Genomic DNA, 17,825 nt, shown 5'->3' on the forward strand with positions numbered 1-17,825 from the left:
CTCCAGGCTTTGCTGTCGAGCGCCACGCGCCTCACAACAAAAAAAACGAGGTCATACATGACGACTGCTCTACGCCAACCCACGCTGTCCAGCCAATGCCTGGCCGAGTTCCTCGGTACTGCACTGCTCATCTTCTTCGGTACCGGCTGCGTCGCCGCGCTCAAGGTCGCGGGCGCCAGCTTCGGCCTGTGGGAAATCAGCATCATCTGGGGCGTGGGCGTCAGCATGGCGATCTACCTCACCGCCGGCATTTCCGGCGCGCACCTGAACCCGGCGGTGAGCATCGCCCTCACCCTGTTCGCCGGTTTCGACAAGCGCAAGCTGCCCTTCTACATGCTGGCCCAGGTATGCGGCGCGTTCTGTGGCGCAGCGTTGGTCTACACCCTGTACAGCAACCTGTTCTTCGATTTCGAACAGGCCCACGCCATGTTGCGCGGTAGCGAAGCCAGCCTGGAGCTGGCCTCGGTGTTCTCCACCTATCCGCACCCGTCGCTGTCCACCGGCCAGGCGTTCCTGGTCGAAGTGGTCATCACCGCCATCCTGATGGCCGTGATCATGGCCCTGACCGACGACAACAACGGCCTGCCGCGCGGCGCCATGGCCCCGCTGCTGATCGGCCTGTTGATCGCCGTGATCGGCAGCGCAATGGGCCCGTTGACCGGCTTTGCCATGAACCCGGCCCGCGATTTCGGGCCAAAACTCATGACCTTCCTGGCCGGTTGGGGCGAAATCGCCTTCACTGGCGGTCGGGACATGCCTTATTTCCTGGTTCCGGTGTTCGCACCGATCCTTGGCGCCTGCCTGGGGGCCGCGACCTATCGCGGCCTGATCGCCCGCAACCTGCCAATGGCAGCCGCCGTGAACCCTGAGACAAATGACAATCGCCAGGGCGATACTCAAGTCAATTGACGCCGGCATCAAGCCCAGCCCTGAACCCCTATTTTCGCAAGGCCTACGACCATGACAGACACCCAGGATAAGAACTACATCATCGCCCTGGACCAGGGCACCACCAGTTCGCGGGCCATCATTTTCGACCGCGACGCCAATGTGGTGGGTACCTCCCAGCGCGAGTTCGCCCAGCACTACCCGCAGGCAGGCTGGGTCGAGCATGACCCGATGGAAATCTTCGCCACACAGAGCGCGACCATGGTCGAGGCCTTGGCCCAGGCGGGTATCAGCCACGCCCAGGTCGCCGCGCTGGGTATCACCAACCAGCGTGAAACCACCGTGGTGTGGGACAAGGAAACCGGTCGCCCGGTGTACAACGCCATCGTCTGGCAGTGCCGCCGCAGCACCGAGATCTGCGCCCAGCTCAAGCGCGACGGCCATGAAGACTACATTCGCGAAACCACCGGCCTGGTCACCGACCCGTACTTCTCCGGCACCAAGCTGAAATGGATCCTCGACAACGTCGAGGGCGCCCGCGAACGCGCCGAGCGCGGCGAGCTGCTGTTCGGCACCATCGATACCTGGCTGATCTGGAAGTTCTCCGGAGGCAAGGTGCATGTCACCGATTACACCAACGCCTCGCGCACGCTGATGTTCAACATCCACAGCCTGCAGTGGGACGACAAGCTCCTGGAAATCCTCGGCATCCCACGGCAGATGCTGCCCGAGGTACGCCCTTCCTCCGAGGTCTACGGCCACACCAAGAGCGGCATCGCCATTGCCGGTATCGCCGGCGACCAGCAGTCGGCGCTGTTTGGCCAGATGTGCGTGGAGCCGGGCCAGGCCAAGAACACCTACGGCACCGGTTGCTTCCTGCTGATGAACACCGGCGACCAGGCGGTGAAGTCATCCCATGGCCTGCTCACCACCATCGCTTGCGGTCCGCGGGGCGAAGTGGCCTATGCCCTGGAGGGCGCTGTGTTCAACGGTGGCTCTACCGTGCAGTGGCTGCGTGACGAGCTGAAGATCGTCAACGACGCCCTGGATACCGAATACTTCGCCAGCAAGGTCAAGGACAGCAACGGCGTATACCTGGTGCCCGCCTTCACCGGCCTGGGCGCTCCGTACTGGGACCCGTATGCCCGCGGCGCGCTGTTCGGCCTGACCCGTGGCGTTAAGGTGGACCACATTATCCGCGCGGCACTGGAGTCGATCGCCTACCAGACCCGGGATGTGCTCGACGCCATGCAGCAGGACTGCGGCCAGCGCCTGTCCGAGCTGCGTGTGGACGGCGGTGCGGTGGCCAACAACTTCCTCATGCAGTTCCAGGCCGACATCCTCGGCACCTGCGTGGAGCGGCCGAAGATGCGCGAGACCACGGCATTGGGCGCGGCCTATCTGGCGGGCCTTGCCTGTGGCTTCTGGAGCGGTCTGGACGAGCTGCGCGACAAGGCGATCATCGAACGCGAATTCAGCCCACAGCTGGACGAAGCGCAGAAAGAGAAGTTGTATGCCGGCTGGAAAAAAGCGGTCGAGCGTACCCGTGACTGGGAAGATCACGAGGCCTGATCCCCGGCGCGAAAGCATGCCCAAATCCTGTGGGAGCGGCGTTACCCGTGAAGATGGCACCGGCTGCGCCGGTGTTCGCGGCTAAAGCCGTTCCCACAGGGACCAGTGCAAGCTTCCGGGTTTTGTGGATGGCGGGCGCCGCGGCAGGGACCGCGTGAAACAGCAGGCCCGTTAGTCTACTGGCCGTAGTCCGCGTCCTACGGCATCATTGCAGCATTTGTCCGGCAGCCCCAAAGGACCGCCCATGAATCTGCCCCCTCGCCAACAACAAATCCTCGAACTGGTGCGTGAACGCGGTTACGTCAGTATCGAAGAAATGGCGCAGCTGTTCGTCGTCACGCCACAGACTATCCGCCGTGATATCAACCAACTGGCCGAGCTCAACCTGTTGCGCCGTTACCACGGTGGCGCCGCCTACGACTCGAGCATCGAGAACACCGCCTACGCCATGCGTGCCGACCAGATGCGCGACGAAAAGCAACGCATCGCCGAAGCCGTAGCCCAGCAGATTCCCGACCATGCTTCGGTGTTCATCAACATTGGCACGACCACCGAGTCCATTGCCCGGGCGCTGCTCAACCATAATCACCTGAAGGTCATCACCAATAACCTGCACGTGGCCGCAATCCTTGCCGCCAAGGACGATTTCGAAGTGCTGGTGGCGGGAGGCACGGTGCGTCGTGATGGCGGCGTGGTCGGCCAGGCCAGTGTCGATTTCATCAACCAGTTCAAGGTCGACTTCGCCCTGGTGGGCATCAGTGGCATCGACGAAGACGGTAGCCTGCTCGATTTCGACTATCAGGAAGTACGGGTATCCCAGGCGATCATCGCCAATGCCAGGCAAGTGATCCTTGCCGCCGACTCCAGCAAATTCGGGCGCAACGCCATGGTGCGCATGGGCTCGATCAGCATGGTCGACTGCCTTGTGACCGACCAGGCGCCAGCCCCCGCCCTCACCCAGTTGCTCAACCAGTACAAGATTCGGCTTGAGGTGGTGTGAGGGCTGACAGGCGCATGCCACAGGTTTTGTAGCGCCTGCGAGATCGCGCGGCGCTCGATCTCACAGGCGCCTCACCTTTCACACCGATCACCCGAAATTTTCGTAAATGTTCACTTCATTGTCATCTGATCAGTTTTTTCTATAAAGACTGGCTGGCGACCGGCTTTCTGTTGCGCTAATATTTTCGAAAACGAACATCAATGTTCATAATCGATATGAACAGCTACCAGGAGGCCTTGCCCGTGTCCAAGCCCGTTTCGTCCCAGCCCCCACTCGCTGACTGCTATGACCTCGCTGTGATCGGCGGCGGCATCAATGGCGTGGGCATCGCTGCCGATGCGGCCGGCCGCGGCCTCAAAGTGTTCCTGTGCGAAAAGGATGACCTCGCCCAGCACACCTCGTCGGCCAGCAGCAAGTTGATCCACGGCGGCCTGCGCTACCTGGAGCACTACGAGTTCCGCCTGGTGCGTGAAGCGCTGGCCGAGCGCGAAGTGTTGCTGGCCAAAGCCCCGCACATCGTCAAGCCCATGCGCTTCGTGCTACCGCACCGCCCGCACCTGCGCCCGGCCTGGATGATTCGCGCCGGCCTGTTCCTGTATGACCACCTGGGCAAACGCAAACGCCTGGGCGCCTCGCGCAGCCTGCGCTTTGGCGCCGGCTACCCGCTCAAGCCAGAGATCACCCGTGGTTTCGAATATGCCGACTGCGCGGTGGACGATGCGCGCCTTGTCATACTCAATGCCATGGCCGCCCGTGAAAACGGCGCGCACATCCGCACCCGCACTCGTTGCTTGCGCGCAGAGCGCAGCGAAGGGGTCTGGCAAGTCGAGCTGCAGCACGCCGATGGCAGCCTGCAGACCATCCGCGCTCGCGCCCTGGTCAATGCGGCCGGCCCGTGGGTAGCCAGTTTCATCAAGGATGACCTCAAGCTCGATGCGCCCTATGGTATCCGCCTGATCCAGGGCAGCCACTTGATCGTGCCGCGCCTGTACGAGGGGGAACACGCCTACATCCTGCAGAACGAAGACCAGCGCATCGTCTTCTGCATTCCCTACCTCGACCGCTTCACCCTGATCGGCACGACCGACCGCGAATACACCGGCGACCCAGCCAAGGTGGCGATCACCGACCAGGAAACCGACTACCTGTTGAAAGTGGTCAACGCGCATTTCAACCATCAACTGGGCCGCAGCGATATCCTGCACACCTATTCGGGCGTCCGCCCGCTGTGCAACGACGAATCCGACAACCCATCGGCAGTAACTCGCGACTACACCCTGGCGTTGTCCGCCGGGGAAGGCCAGGCACCGTTGCTCTCGGTGTTCGGCGGCAAGCTGACCACCTACCGCAAGCTGGCCGAGTCAGCCATGGCCGAGCTCAAGCCGCACTTCCCGCAAATGCGCGGCAGCTGGACAGCCAGCTCGCCACTGCCGGGCGGCGAACGGATGACCACCGTGCAAGCCTTGGTCGATGCCGTGCTGGCCCGTTGCGGATGGCTGCCGGTCGATATCGCCAAGCGCTGGGCTCTGACTTACGGCAGCCGCGTATGGCAGTTGCTCGAGGGTGTGCAAGGGCCGCAGGACCTGGGGCAGTCCATCGGTGGCGGGTTGTTCGCTCATGAAGTGGACTACCTCATGCGGGAAGAATGGGCCATGAGCGCGGACGACATCCTCTGGCGTCGCACCAAGCTCGGCCTGTTCACCAGCGTCACGGAGCAAGAAGCGCTGATTGAGTACCTTCGCCACAAGCAGGCAACCCAGGCCGCAACTCGCGCGGCCTGACATGCCAGGGTAGCCAGCCCGCAACGCGGATGGCCACCCTGCCTCACTCGGCAAAGCGCCTCCACGCCTCCTCGGCCAGTGCCCGCAGCAACTCACGCTCGGCCGCTTCCAGCTCATGCATCAGCTCGTCGGCTTTTTGCAGGTAGAGCTGCTCGCTGGCGCTTGCAGCTTGCGCCTCATACTCGGCCAGGCGCTGGTGGTAAGGCTCCGCAAGCTGCTCGAACCGTTCGGCGTACCGCCGCCTTGTGTAGTCCACCCAGAACGGCCTCTGTGCCAGGGCCTGCTGAATGGCCTGAGGCGTCTCGGTTTCCAGTACCTCCAGTCGAGCTTCGACCAGTTCGGCGTCCGTTATATTGGCATATGACGCGTAATGCATGTCCTCGACATGGATCGGCAATTCAAGCGCCTGCGCCAGCTGGTTACGGAACAACAGCCTGACCTCGATTTCATCGACCCGGTCAATGGCACCTGCGCGCATGCGCTGCACATGCCGGGCTGCGATCGCGTCCACCAGATCCAGCCGGTAAAGCTGGCGCCCCAGCCGTACCAGGCTTTGTTCCATCATGGCCGGTGGTACACCGGTGACACCCTGCTGTACCAGCACACCGACTTCCAGCTGATTCAATATCAACAGCAAACGGTCTTCACAACTGCGCGGCCCCCCGACCTCGCGGAACAACTGCTCGCGCACCACTTCGCTCTGCTCACAGGCATCCAGGATGCGCCATATGCGCCGACGGTAGTGGCCCGGGTGTTCCGTAAAATCGTCCCCCTGGCTCAGATCAGCCAGAAACCGGAACAGGTCGCGCGACCCGACCTCCTGCTGCAACCGATCCCAGGTCGCCTCGCGCTGCCTGCGCAGCGCCGGGTCACGGGTTTGCGTCCACAGCTCGCGGACCTCCACACTGGCTTCACGATGCTTGTAGGAGGTACTTCCTCGGGTGCCCGGGATTGTGCCGACATGCGCACGGTCGAGCTGCTCATGGCTGGCCCGGCTCAACGGGTTGTCATGCAGCTCGATTCGCGCCAGTCGCAAGTTCAGCCCTTGCATTTCCCGCTGCAGTTCGCGAATCCGGTTTTCTCGTGCGTCAATCAACGCTCTCCAGGAGGCGCGTGCCAGCAACTCCTCCAAATCCACCAACTCGGTCGCACGCAGATGCAGTTGCCGCACATGACGCAAACCTGACAGGTCCGGCGCCTGACGTAGCGGATTGAAACTCAGCTCGATCGTATCCAGCAACGTTAGCTGGGCAAAGCGATGATTGGCTTCGGCGTTGATCACGATCTGGTTACGTGCAAGATTCAGGCGGCGCAGGTGTACCAGCCTTTCTATTCCCGGCGGCACCTGAGTGAGGCGGTTTTCGCTCAGGTCCAGTTCGACCAGGTTGGGGAAGCGGTGGAGAAAATCCGCTTCGATGCTCGCCAGGTTCATATTGCGCAGGACCAACCGTTGCACATGCGCAAATTCGAGCCCCGCAGGCAGCGTCGGCAGCTCACCGACATGCTCGCCATCGATTACCAGCTCGTATTCGTCATTGGCATCCACCAGCTTGCGCCGCCAGCTGCGACGCAAGGTTTCGGCGACCCGACGGCGCCTCACGGCATCGGCAGGTGTTCGCCATTGGCCTTGCCATTCGCTCAAGGCCTGCCGCAGCTCCGCAAGCTGGCGTTGCAGCAGCTGGTAGTGATCCCAGAGACTATGGCCTTGCGCCCGCACAGCGTTCAGATAAGCCTGCAGCTGCAACTCGCTGAGCGTCGGAAAGATCTGGTGAATCCCGCGCCTGATCGCTTGCTGGCTGCTCTCCCCACCGCCGCTGAGCCTGTAGCCCAGGCGTCCGTCGCCAAAGCGCCTGGGCAGATGGATGCCTTCACCCGATGGCGCCAAGCCAATCAGCCGGCCAGCCAGTTCGCGATCGGCACTGGCTGCTTCCATCAACCAGTCACGTAGTTGCCTGGCATCGAGGCTACTGGAGCCCAGTGCGACCTTCTGCTCTTCGTCCAGGCATTGCACCACCACCTTCAGCAACGACTGACCAGCACCCTCCGTGTTCGCACCATCGCCCTTGTCGAGGCGGTAACCTGCCCCGCTCCTCACGATGACCCTGGCCTGGGCTTTCGACTCGGGATGACTGGCAAACTGCACGCGACCATTGCGGCTGCCCGAGCGCAGCTCCACAGGGTGCGAAGAGGGCCATGGCGCCTTCTTCGCAACCAGCCCCATCACCAACTGCTCGCTGTCTGCGTTGATCATGCCATGCAAGCGCATGCCGAGGCAGGCCTTGTCCAGACGGCTGTCCCGAGCATACCGGCGCGCCCGTTCAGCCATGCTCAGCGGCAGGCGCCCGGTGGTACGGAAGCTTTCCAGCTGAGCAGTGCTGGTGTGCCTGATGATTTCCGCAGCCCCATGAGGCGTCAGGCCCTTGAACGCCTGCATCAGAATCACCTGGTCTGAATCAAGGGGTTCGCTCAGGGCGGCGAACGCCTCTTCGAACAATGGGCCTTCAAGCCCGGCTGAACTGCGATGCAGGCCTATGCGCTCATGCATGTCCTGGATCCGTGCCGGGACCGGCGCCAGCTCTACGCACAGGCGCCGCAGCTCATCGGTGCCGTAGCCGGTGACAGCCACAAGCGTGCGCGCATCATCCTCCAGCACACTGCCGAGCGTTTGTGGGGCGAGAGCTTGCAATAGCGCTGCAGGACTTTGCTCCACGTGCGCATGCGTGCTGCCGTGCCTGAGCTTCACCTTGCCCCCTGCGGCCAGTCCAGGTTCCAGCGCATCGACAAACGGAATGCGCGGCAATACATGCATGGTCCCGGAAACCGCCCCGGCCAGTGCCAGGTTCTCGGCAACGCTGAACAGGTGAGCCAGCGCTGCTTGGCGATCCCCTAATCGCCAGGCCTCATAGCCTTCGTAGACCTCGTCCAGCAACTGTGCGGCGTTGATCACCAGCAGCACCTCGCCCAGCGTGGGTATGAAAAAAGCCGCCATCCCCAACAGGTCCAGCCCTGCGGACAGCATCTGCTGCAACCGCTGCTGCCTGCTCTGGCGATCTTCATCATCCGTGGGCACGGCAATGAAACGCGCATCGTCGAAGATCCTGGCCATCTGCTGCGCCTGGACGTGGGCGAACACATCACCCGTGACGGGCAGGTTTCGGCCGTCGAGCTGCAGCGGCGAACCAGGGGCGGATGCTGCAAGCAGACTGGTCAACGCCTGGGTGAATCCGTTGCAGTCGCGTGCCTTGATGAACCGCTCGAAAAACCGGCGGAACGAGGGCGCACGCAAGCGCATGCCCATGTCCTGGTAGACATCCTGCCAACTATCGTAGTGACGGATGGCTTTTTCAGGGTCATCAGGCACCCACAGGATGATTTCGTCGATCACATCGCTGCCGGCCACTCGCCATTCGAAGGCGATTACACCGATGATGCACTTGCCAAGCAAATAGAGCTGACGCGCAATCAGAGTGCCGTTGGCACCATCCTTTCCACTCTGTGAGGTGAAACATGACAGCAATCGCCGCAGGTCCGCTTCGTCCATATGCCCCTTGATCCTGGCCTCGTACAGCGAAGCTTCCAGGCGGGTGCGCTGGCAGTCCTGGAAAAGCTGCTCGATTTCCTTGCGCGCCTGATCCCTGGGTTGACCACGGCCCGACTTGGGCTGCAGCACATTCTTCAGCAGTGCCTGATAGCCCGCACCAACATCCAGGCTGCGGCACAACGCGGCAAAATGCTCGAACGAAAGGGGCAAGGCTACGCCTTGGGCGCCGACCAGCTTTGCCTTGCGCAACAGCCAAGGCCGGGTTTCCTGGTCCTGGAAGTTGTGCAAAGCCGCCGCCAGCAAACTGTGCTGTGACTTGTAGGTTACCGTGGGTTGATACAGTTTCTCGGCGGCCGAAGGCAGTTTGAACTGCTCTTCGATCAAGACGAACGCCTGCCGAGGATCGACCTGCTCCAGCCCCGCGTCGCGCAAGGCCGTTTCCAGCCGCGCCAGGGCAAACGTCTCGATCGAAGGAACAGGCTGCATTACCTGGCGCAAACGCTCGGCGCAGGCCTGCTGGGCTGACAAGGCCTGGCGAAAGGCCCGCGCATGCGCAACCTCGGCATTGACGAGCCATGAAGGTAGTTGTCGCGCTATCAAGTGATCGACAGAGGTTTGGGCGAAGGAATGAATGGCAGCCACAGAGGGATCTCCAGTCTGGAAAGCCCGGATGTGAGCACGTGCGTTGATCCACCCCGCGGTAAATATGTCGAGCTTGATACAGCTCGCCGATCAGCCATTCGGGTTTCCGAACGCCATCCCGGCATTCGTTCGGAAACCCGTCACGACACAGCGAGCCTGCAGCATGAAAAATCGCTTGTATCCCTCGGAATATGCGACGTTATGATCGATATCAGGGCTTGGCACGACTCATGCTCTACACTTGGTAGCCGAATGCACTCGCTTCTTGCGGTATTCGTTGAACGAAAGAGTCCGCCAACGGCTCCATAAAAAAAACAAACACGTCGAGGAAAATTTGATGCGTATCGTTCGTCAATTGCTGGGCGCCGCCATCGCGGCCGCTGTGATCGCTTCGCCGGCCATGGCCGAAGAACTGACCGGCACCCTGAAGAAGATCAAGGATTCGGGCACCATCACCCTGGGCCACCGCGACTCCTCCATCCCGTTTTCCTACCTGGCCGGCAAGCCCGAGCCCGTGGGCTACTCGCATGACATCCAGCTGGCTGTCGTCGACGCCCTGAAGAAGCAACTGGGTACGGACATCAAGGTCCGCTACAACCTGGTCACTTCCCAGACCCGCATCCCGCTGGTGCAGAACGGCACCGTGGACCTCGAGTGCGGCTCCACCACCAACAACGTCGAGCGCCAGCAGCAGGTCGGTTTCTCGGTCGGCATCTTCGAAGTCGGTACCCGCCTGCTGACCAAGGTCAAGGACGGTCAGCCAGCATACAAGGACTTCCCGGACCTGGCCGGCAAGAACGTGGTGACCACCGCCGGTACCACCTCCGAGCGCATCCTCAAGGCGATGAACGCCGACAAGCAGATGAAGATGAACGTGATTTCCGCCAAGGACCACGGTGAAGCCTTCAACATGCTCGAAAGCGGCCGCGCCGTGGCCTTCATGATGGACGACGCCCTGCTCGCCGGCGAAATGGCCAAGGCGCGCAAGCCATCGGACTGGGTCATCACCGGTACCCCACAGTCGTACGAAATCTACGGCTGCATGGTGCGCAAGGATGACGCCGCCTTCAAGAAAGCGGTCGATGACGCCATCGTCGGTTACTTCAAGTCGGGCGAAGTCAACAAGAGCTACGACAAGTGGTTCCAGCAACCAATCCCGCCAAAGGGCCTGAACCTGCAGTTCCCGATGAGCGACGAGCTGAAGAAACTGATCGCCGAGCCGACCGACAAGGCCGCGGACGAGAAGAAGTCCTGATCCCCAGCCAGTGGCCTGCTGCGCTGCAACGCGCGAATTAAACCTGCAGGCCACCTGTTAGTGTCTAACCTTTCATCCGAGGGCCTTACGCCCTCGGATGCTGGAAGGTGCCCGTGAAACAACCGTCTGAGGGGAAATCCCGATGAATTACAACTGGGACTGGGGCGTGTTCTTCAAGTCCACCGGCGTGGGCAGCGAAACCTATCTGGACTGGTACGTCACCGGTCTGGGCTGGACCATCGCCATCGCCATCACCGCCTGGATCATCGCCTTGCTGCTGGGTTCGCTCCTCGGCGTCATGCGCACCGTGCCGAACCGTGTGGTAGCAGGTATCGCCACTGCCTACGTGGAGCTGTTCCGCAACGTGCCGCTGCTGGTGCAGCTGTTCATCTGGTACTTCCTGGTGCCGGACCTGCTGCCAGAAGGCCTGCAGGAATGGTTCAAGCAGGACCTCAACCCGACCACCTCGGCGCTGATCAGCGTGGTCATCTGCCTGGGCCTGTTCACCGCCGCCCGCGTGTGCGAACAGGTGCGTACCGGCATCCAGGCGCTGCCCCGCGGCCAGGAAGCCGCCGCCCGCGCCATGGGCTTCAGCCTGTCGCAGATCTACACCAACGTGCTGCTGCCGCAAGCCTACCGGATCATCATTCCGCCGCTCACTTCGGAATTCCTGAACGTGTTCAAGAACTCGTCGGTGGCGTCGCTGATCGGCCTGATGGAACTGCTGGCGCAGACCAAGCAGACCGCCGAATTCTCGGCCAACCTGTTCGAGGCCTTCACCCTGGCCACGCTGATCTACTTCACCCTGAACATGGGCCTGATGCTGCTGATGCGCATGGTCGAGAAGAAAGTCTCGGTGCCCGGCCTGATTTCCGTAGGGGGCAAATAAATGGACATGGATTTCAGCGAAATCATCCCGGCCCTGCCTGCCCTGTGGGAAGGCATGGTCATGACCCTGCAGCTGATGGTCATGGGCGTGGTCGGCGGCATCGTCCTGGGGACCATCCTGGCTTTGATGCGCCTGTCGTCGAGCAAGCTGCTGTCGAACGTGGCCGGTGCCTACGTCAACTACTTCCGCTCGATCCCGCTGCTGCTGGTAATCACCTGGTTCTACCTGGCGGTACCGTTCGTGCTGCGCTGGATCACCGGCGAGGACACCCCGGTGGGTGCCTTCACCTCCTGCGTGGTGGCATTCATGATGTTCGAGGCCGCGTACTTCTGCGAAATCGTCCGCGCCGGTGTGCAGTCGATCTCCAAGGGCCAGATGGGCGCCGCCCAGGCCCTGGGCATGACCTACGGCCAGACCATGCGCCTGATCATCCTGCCCCAGGCCTTCCGCAAGATGACCCCGCTGCTGCTGCAGCAGAGCATCATCCTGTTCCAGGACACCTCGCTGGTATACACCGTGGGCCTGGTGGACTTCCTCAACTCGGCACGCTCCAACGGCGACATCATCGGGCGCTCCCATGAGTTCCTGATCTTCGCCGGTGTCGTGTACTTCCTCATCAGCTTCTCCGCTTCGTGGCTGGTCAAGCGTCTGCAAAAAAGGATCGCCGTATGATTTCCATCAAGAACGTCAACAAGTGGTACGGGGACTTCCAGGTACTGACCGACTGCAGCACCGAGGTCAAGAAGGGTGAAGTGGTGGTGGTATGTGGCCCGTCGGGCTCGGGCAAGTCCACCCTGATCAAGTGTGTCAACGCCCTGGAGCCGTTCCAGAAAGGTGACATCGTGGTCGACGGCACCTCGATTGCCGACCCCAAGACCAACCTGCCCAAGCTGCGTTCGCGCGTTGGCATGGTGTTCCAGCACTTCGAGCTGTTCCCGCACCTGTCCATCACCGAGAACCTGACCATTGCCCAGCGCAAGGTGCTCGGCCGCAGCGAAGCGGAAGCGACCAAGAAGGGCCTGGCCCTGCTCGACCGCGTCGGCCTCGGTGCCCACGCCAAGAAGCACCCCGGCCAGCTGTCCGGCGGCCAGCAGCAGCGCGTGGCCATCGCCCGCGCCCTGTCGATGGATCCGATCGTCATGCTGTTCGACGAACCGACCTCGGCGCTGGACCCGGAAATGGTCAACGAAGTACTGGACGTGATGGTCGAGCTGGCCCACGAGGGCATGACCATGATGTGCGTGACCCATGAAATGGGCTTCGCCCGCAAGGTGGCCAACCGCGTGATCTTCATGGACAAGGGCAACATCATCGAGGATTGCCAGAAGGAAGACTTCTTCGGCAACCCGAGCGCCCGCCACGAACGTACCCAGCACTTCCTCAGCAAGATCCTGCAGCACTGATTTTGCTTCACTGAAGCGGTCGGCGCCGCTGCCCTTTCGGGCAGCAGGCGCTGGTCGTGACAAGGCCACTGTGATGAAATGCGATCCTTCGCTTCTTCTCCCTGCCAAGCCTGCCGTGAAATCCCGCCTCCTCCGCCAATTGCTGTTGCCGCCACTGATCATCCTGCTGATGGTCGGCCTGGGCATGGCTGGCTACCTGATCAGCGAGAGCAACGGCATCCGCACCCTCAGCGAAAACGGCGAGCGCCAGCTGGAGCTGCACGCGCGCACGGTCGAGAGCGAAATCAGCAAGTACACCTACCTGCCGAGCCTGCTGGAGCTGGAAGACAGCGTCTCGCACCTGCTCACCGACCCTGACGGCGGCTCGCGGCAGACCGTCAACGAATACCTCGAAGGCCTGAACCGGCGCAGCCGCAGCCGGGCCATCTTCGTCCTCGACACCAACGGCCGGGTCCAGGCCACCAGCAACTGGCGCGATGCCGACTCGTTCCTCGGCGAGGACCTGTCGTTCCGGGCCTACTTCCAGACCGCCGTGCGCGGCGAGCCCGGGCGTTTCTACGGTATCGGCAGCACCACCGGCGAGGCCGGATATTACCTGGCCCATGGCCTGGAAGAGCACGGCAAGATCATTGGCGTGGCGGTGATCAAAGTGCGCCTGGACACCCTCGAGGAGCGCTGGCAGCGTGCCCGCCTGGAGGCGTTCGTCAGCGACGAGAACGGCATCATCATCCTCTCCAGCGACCCGGCCCGGCGCCTGAAGTCGGTACGCCCGCTGACCCCGCAAATCAAGGAGCGCCTGGCCCGAAGCCTGCAGTACTACTGGTGGCCGCTGAACGAGCTGCAACCCCTGGCCCGGGAAACCCTGGCCGATGGCGTGGAAAAGCTGACCTTCCCGGCCAACAGCGAAACCGCACAGGGCAAGGCCCACGAAGTGGCCTACCTGGCCCAGACCCGGCGCCTGGCCGATACACCCTGGCACTTCACCCTGCTGACCCCGCTGCAGGACCTGCGCCGCGAATCCATGGTGCAAGGCATCCTGGTGGGCGTGGCCTTCGCCTTGCTGGCGATCCTCGGCATCGCCTGGAACGAACGGCGCAAGGTCATCGCCACCCGCCTGGCAGCCCGCGAGGCCCTGCAGGAAGCCAACAGTCAGCTGGAGCGACGGATCGCCGAACGCACGGCCGACCTGCGCGCCAGCAACGAACGCCTGAAGGGCCAGATTCGCGAGCGCCGGCATGCCGAGCAAACCCTGCGCCACGCCCAGGATGAGCTGGTACAGGCCGGCAAGCTGGCCGCCATCGGGCAGATGTCGACCAGCATCGCCCACGAACTGAACCAGCCGCTGGCCGCGCTGCGCACCCTGTCCGGCAATACCGTGCGCTTCCTCGAACGCGGGGCGCTGGAAACCGCCAGCACCAACCTGCGCACCATGAACGACCTGATTGACCGCATGGGCCGTATCACCGCCAGCCTGCGCTCGTTCGCCCGGCGCGCTGACGACAGCGGCCAGGCCTCGCTGGCCAAGGCGGTGGACGCAACCCTGCAGGTGCTGGCCAACCGCATCAGCGCCTGCCACCTGCAGTTGCACAATCAGTTCGAGGACCAGCAACTGGCCATCGACCAGACCCGCCTGGAGCAGATCCTGGTCAACCTGATCGGCAACGCCCTGGATGCCATGGCCGCCCAGCCACTGCCGCAGCTGTGGCTGGAAGGCGAGCTGCAGGGCGACAAGTACCGTTTGCAGGTGCGCGACAATGGCCACGGCATCGACGCCGAGGCGCGCAAGCACCTGTTCGAACCTTTCTTCACCACCAAACCGGGCGAACACGGCCTGGGCCTGGGCCTGACCCTGTCGGCGAGCCTTGCCGCCGCCGCCAAGGGCAGCCTCAACGTCGAGCACCCCGCCAGCGGCGGCACGGCCTTCGTCCTGGCCCTGCCGCTGGTATCCCCCCCTAGCGAATCGGCAGAGCACCCATGAACCAAGCGCCTCTTACCGTCCTGATCGTCGAAGACGACCCGCATGTGCTGCTCGGCTGCCAGCAGGCGCTGGCCCTGGAAGACATCGCCTGTGAAGGCGTGGGCAGCGCCGAGCAAGCGCTGGAACGCATCGGCGACGACTTCGCCGGCATCGTCGTCAGCGATATCCGCCTGCCGGGCATCGATGGCCTGGAGCTGCTCAACCGCCTCAAGGCCCGCGACCGCAGCCTGCCGGTGGTGCTGATCACCGGCCACGGCGATATCGACATGGCGGTCGGCGCCATGCGCAATGGCGCCTACGACTTCATGGAAAAGCCCTTCTCCCCGGAGCGCCTGGTCGACGTGGTGCGCCGCGCCCTTGAACAGCGCGGGCTGTCGCGCGAAGTGGTGGCCCTGCGCCGCCAGTTGGCCGAGCAAAGCAGCCTGGAGGGGCGCATCATTGGCCGCTCGCCAGCCATGGAGCACCTGCGCGAACTGATCGCCAACGTTGCCGATACCTCGGCCAACGTGTTGATCGAAGGCGAGACCGGTACCGGCAAGGAACTGGTCGCCCGCTGCCTGCACGACTTCAGCCGCCGCCAGGGCCAGCCGTTCGTGGCGCTGAACTGTGGCGGCCTGCCGGAAAACCTGTTCGAAAGCGAGATTTTCGGCCACGAAGCCAACGCCTTCACCGGCGCCGGCAAACGCCGCATCGGCAAGATCGAACACGCCAACGGCGGCACGCTGTTCCTCGACGAAGTGGAGAGCATGCCGATCAACCTGCAGATCAAGCTGTTGCGCGTGCTGCAGGAGCGCACCCTGGAGCGGCTGGGCTCGAACCAGAGCATTCCGGTGGACTGCCGGGTCATCGCCGCCACCAAGTCCGACCTGGATGCCATGGGCCAGAGCGGCCAGTTCCGCAGCGACCTGTATTACCGGCTGAACGTGGTAACCCTGGAGCTGCCGCCGCTGCGCGAGCGCCGCGAAGACATCCTGCAGCTGTTCGAACACTTCCTGCAGCAGTCTGCCCTGCGCTTCGACCGTGAAACACCTGCCCTGGACAGCCAGACCCTGTCGCGCCTGATGGCCCACGACTGGCCGGGCAACGTGCGTGAGCTGCGCAACGTCGCCGAACGCTATGCCCTCGGCCTGCCGGCGTTCAAGAAAGGCCCCAGCGGTGGTGCCAGCCAAGGTCTGGGCTTTGCCGAGGCGGTGGAAGCGTTCGAGCGCAACCTGCTCAGCGACGCCCTGCAACGCACTGGCGGCAACCTGAGCCAGGCCAGCCAGGAGCTGGGCATGGCCAAGACCACGCTGTTCGACAAAGTGAAAAAATACGGCCTCGGCTGACCTCAAACCCAACCTGGAAAGACAACGTGGACCTGGTATTCAAAGCGGCCCTTGGCGCTGGCGTGGTGCTGCTGCTGGCGGTGCTGTCGAAGACGCGCAATTACTACATCGCCGGGCTGGTGCCGCTGTTCCCTACCTTCGCCCTGATTGCCCATTACATCGTCGGCAAAGGGCGCAGCATTGCCGACCTGAAGACCACCATCCTGTTCGGCATGTGGTCGATCATTCCGTACTTCGTGTACCTGGCGACCTTGTATGTGCTGGTCGACCGCCTGCGCCTGGAGGCATCGCTGGCACTGGCCACGGTGGCCTGGCTGATGGCCGCGACCGTGCTGGTGACCTTGTGGGTGCGGATGCACTGATCGGAATCGGCGCTGGCCTCTTCGCGGGTAAACCCGCTCCCACAGGTTCCTCACATTGCCTGAGGTCTGTGCCGTACCCGCGAAGAGGCCAACGCGGATTCAGAGCCCTGCGATATGCGTGACATCCTGCCGATGCGCCTGCAGGTAGGGCAACACAGCCCCCAGCAGCGGCGCCTTGAACGGCTCCTGGAAGCGGTGCGCCAACCCCGGTATCAAAAGCAACTGGCTACCTTGAATATGTGCCGCAAGGTGCACGCCATGCATTACCGGCAGCAATGGGTCGGCCGTACCATGCACCACCAATGTCGGCACCCTCAACCGGTTCAATAGCTCGACGCGGCTCGGCTCGGCCAGGATTGCCATGATCTGGCGCTTGGCCCCGTCAGGGTTGAACGCCCGGTCGTAGGCCACGGCCGCCTGCTGCAGCAAGGCTGCACGGTCGTCATGCACCTCGGGGCTGCCCAGCGCCGCCAGCAGGTCGGCCTGCTGTTCGATGGCCACTTCGCGGTTCGGCGCGCTGCGCCGGGCCAGCAGTTGCACCAGCGCCGGATCCGGCGCCGGCAACCCCGCCGCCCCTGAACTGGACATGACCAGCGTCAGGCTGCGCACGCGCTCGGGCGCCATGGCCGCCAGGTGCTGGGCAATCATGCCGCCCATGCTCACCCCCAGCACGTGGAACTGGCGCACGCCCAACGCATCCATCAGGCGCAGACCATCGTCCGCCATGTCGGTCAGCGTATAAGGCGCAACCACCGGCAGGCCCAGTTTGTAGCGCAGCAATTCGACCGTCAGGTTGGCCGACGGTGGCAACTGGCTCCAGCGTGACAGGCCGACATCGCGGTTGTCATAGCGGATCACCCGAAAGCCCTGGCGGCACAACGCCTCGACCACATCGTCCGGCCAGTGGATCAGCTGCCCGCCCAGGCCCATCACCAGCAGCAAGGCAGGGTCGCGTGGCGCACCGACACTCTGGTACACCAGGCTGACCGCCCCCAGCTCGGCCCGCTGCACCGGCACCTGGGCGTCACAACGCTGTTCAGCGAAACTCGCAGGTACGCCGAATACACAGAAAAGAAAAAGCCAAAAAGCCCGCATGAAAGAAACACCAGAATGCAGATCCCCAGTAGAGCGCGAGTCTGATGAATTCTGTTCGGGCGCGCTGCCACAGTTCAGTGACAGTTTGATGACT

13 protein-coding genes are annotated in these 17,825 nt (G+C 63.0%); 11 read left to right on the plus strand and 2 right to left on the minus strand.

Annotated elements, in window-relative coordinates; genetic code table 11:
• Positions 1-57: 57 nt before the first annotated feature.
• From MKK04_RS20900 to glpD, 4 genes are all read left to right on the plus strand, one after another.
• Positions 58-909 carry an MIP/aquaporin family protein gene (locus MKK04_RS20900; protein WP_063913144.1) on the plus strand — a complete coding sequence of 284 codons (852 nt, stop codon included), beginning with the start codon at positions 58-60 and terminating at the stop codon, positions 907-909.
• A 51-nt stretch (positions 910-960) separates the two neighbouring features.
• On the plus strand, positions 961-2,460 hold the full coding sequence (gene glpK, locus MKK04_RS20905; RefSeq protein WP_207832943.1) for a glycerol kinase GlpK: 1,500 nt from the start codon (positions 961-963) through the stop codon (positions 2,458-2,460).
• Positions 2,461-2,704: 244 nt separating this feature from the next.
• Positions 2,705-3,460, plus strand: coding sequence for a DNA-binding transcriptional repressor GlpR (gene glpR / locus MKK04_RS20910; RefSeq protein WP_207832945.1), 756 nt, complete (start codon positions 2,705-2,707; stop codon positions 3,458-3,460).
• A 242-nt stretch (positions 3,461-3,702) separates the two neighbouring features.
• Positions 3,703-5,241 (plus strand): glycerol-3-phosphate dehydrogenase, encoded by a 1,539-nt coding sequence (gene glpD, locus MKK04_RS20915; protein ID WP_207833020.1) that lies wholly within the window; start codon positions 3,703-3,705, stop codon positions 5,239-5,241.
• Between the two features lie 43 nt (positions 5,242-5,284).
• Here the strand turns inward: glpD and MKK04_RS20920 are convergent, their stop codons facing one another.
• The gene (locus MKK04_RS20920; RefSeq protein ID WP_241105948.1) at positions 5,285-9,310 is read right to left on the minus strand and encodes an NEL-type E3 ubiquitin ligase domain-containing protein; all 4,026 of its coding nucleotides are present in this window, start codon (positions 9,308-9,310) and stop codon (positions 5,285-5,287) included.
• A 451-nt stretch (positions 9,311-9,761) separates the two neighbouring features.
• On the opposite strand from MKK04_RS20920, the gene MKK04_RS20925 reads away from it, so the two are divergent.
• The 7 genes from MKK04_RS20925 (at position 9,762) to MKK04_RS20955 (ending at position 16,636) form a co-directional block, all read left to right on the plus strand.
• Positions 9,762-10,679, plus strand: coding sequence for a glutamate/aspartate ABC transporter substrate-binding protein (locus MKK04_RS20925; protein ID WP_025340398.1), 918 nt, complete (start codon positions 9,762-9,764; stop codon positions 10,677-10,679).
• Positions 10,680-10,821: 142 nt separating this feature from the next.
• Entirely contained in the window at positions 10,822-11,568 is a 747-nt protein-coding gene (locus tag MKK04_RS20930; RefSeq protein ID WP_063913147.1) for an amino acid ABC transporter permease, read from the plus strand.
• Positions 11,569-12,240, plus strand: coding sequence for an amino acid ABC transporter permease (locus MKK04_RS20935; RefSeq protein WP_047595781.1), 672 nt, complete (start codon positions 11,569-11,571; stop codon positions 12,238-12,240).
• Positions 12,237-12,971 (plus strand): amino acid ABC transporter ATP-binding protein, encoded by a 735-nt coding sequence (locus MKK04_RS20940; RefSeq protein ID WP_003258023.1) that lies wholly within the window; start codon positions 12,237-12,239, stop codon positions 12,969-12,971. The genes MKK04_RS20935 and MKK04_RS20940 overlap by 4 nt, the downstream gene beginning before the upstream one ends.
• Positions 12,972-13,044: 73 nt before the next feature.
• A complete protein-coding gene (locus MKK04_RS20945; protein WP_207832950.1) occupies positions 13,045-14,949 on the plus strand; it encodes a sensor histidine kinase in 1,905 nt (634 codons plus the stop codon).
• Positions 14,946-16,274, plus strand: coding sequence for a sigma-54-dependent transcriptional regulator (locus tag MKK04_RS20950; RefSeq protein ID WP_013973972.1), 1,329 nt, complete (start codon positions 14,946-14,948; stop codon positions 16,272-16,274). The genes MKK04_RS20945 and MKK04_RS20950 overlap by 4 nt, the downstream gene beginning before the upstream one ends.
• A 26-nt stretch (positions 16,275-16,300) precedes the next feature.
• A complete protein-coding gene (locus tag MKK04_RS20955) occupies positions 16,301-16,636 on the plus strand; it encodes a GlpM family protein (RefSeq protein WP_025754578.1) in 336 nt (111 codons plus the stop codon).
• Positions 16,637-16,735: 99 nt separating this feature from the next.
• Here the strand turns inward: MKK04_RS20955 and MKK04_RS20960 are convergent, their stop codons facing one another.
• Positions 16,736-17,731: an alpha/beta fold hydrolase gene (locus tag MKK04_RS20960; protein ID WP_241105949.1), complete on the minus strand. Its 996-nt coding sequence runs from the start codon at positions 17,729-17,731 to the stop codon at positions 16,736-16,738.
• Between the last annotated feature and the right edge of the window lie 94 nt (positions 17,732-17,825).

Origin of the sequence: Pseudomonas sp. LS.1a, from assembly GCF_022533585.1 — a bacterium.
Classification (GTDB): Bacteria; Pseudomonadota; Gammaproteobacteria; order Pseudomonadales; family Pseudomonadaceae; genus Aquipseudomonas.

Bases quoted from the DNA above. Each gene is read 5' to 3' on its own strand.
- MKK04_RS20900 (WP_063913144.1), top strand. From the start codon at position 58: ATGACGACTGCTCTACGCCAACCCACGCTGTCCAGCCAATGCCTGGCC.
- glpK (WP_207832943.1), top strand. From the start codon at position 961: ATGACAGACACCCAGGATAAGAACTACATCATCGCCCTGGACCAGGGC.
- glpR (WP_207832945.1), top strand. From the start codon at position 2,705: ATGAATCTGCCCCCTCGCCAACAACAAATCCTCGAACTGGTGCGTGAA.
- MKK04_RS20925 (WP_025340398.1), top strand. From the start codon at position 9,762: ATGCGTATCGTTCGTCAATTGCTGGGCGCCGCCATCGCGGCCGCTGTG.
- MKK04_RS20930 (WP_063913147.1), top strand. From the start codon at position 10,822: ATGAATTACAACTGGGACTGGGGCGTGTTCTTCAAGTCCACCGGCGTG.
- MKK04_RS20935 (WP_047595781.1), top strand. From the start codon at position 11,569: ATGGACATGGATTTCAGCGAAATCATCCCGGCCCTGCCTGCCCTGTGG.
- MKK04_RS20940 (WP_003258023.1), top strand. From the start codon at position 12,237: ATGATTTCCATCAAGAACGTCAACAAGTGGTACGGGGACTTCCAGGTA.
- MKK04_RS20945 (WP_207832950.1), top strand. From the start codon at position 13,045: ATGAAATGCGATCCTTCGCTTCTTCTCCCTGCCAAGCCTGCCGTGAAA.
- MKK04_RS20950 (WP_013973972.1), top strand. From the start codon at position 14,946: ATGAACCAAGCGCCTCTTACCGTCCTGATCGTCGAAGACGACCCGCAT.
- MKK04_RS20960 (WP_241105949.1), bottom strand. From the start codon at position 17,731: ATGCGGGCTTTTTGGCTTTTTCTTTTCTGTGTATTCGGCGTACCTGCG.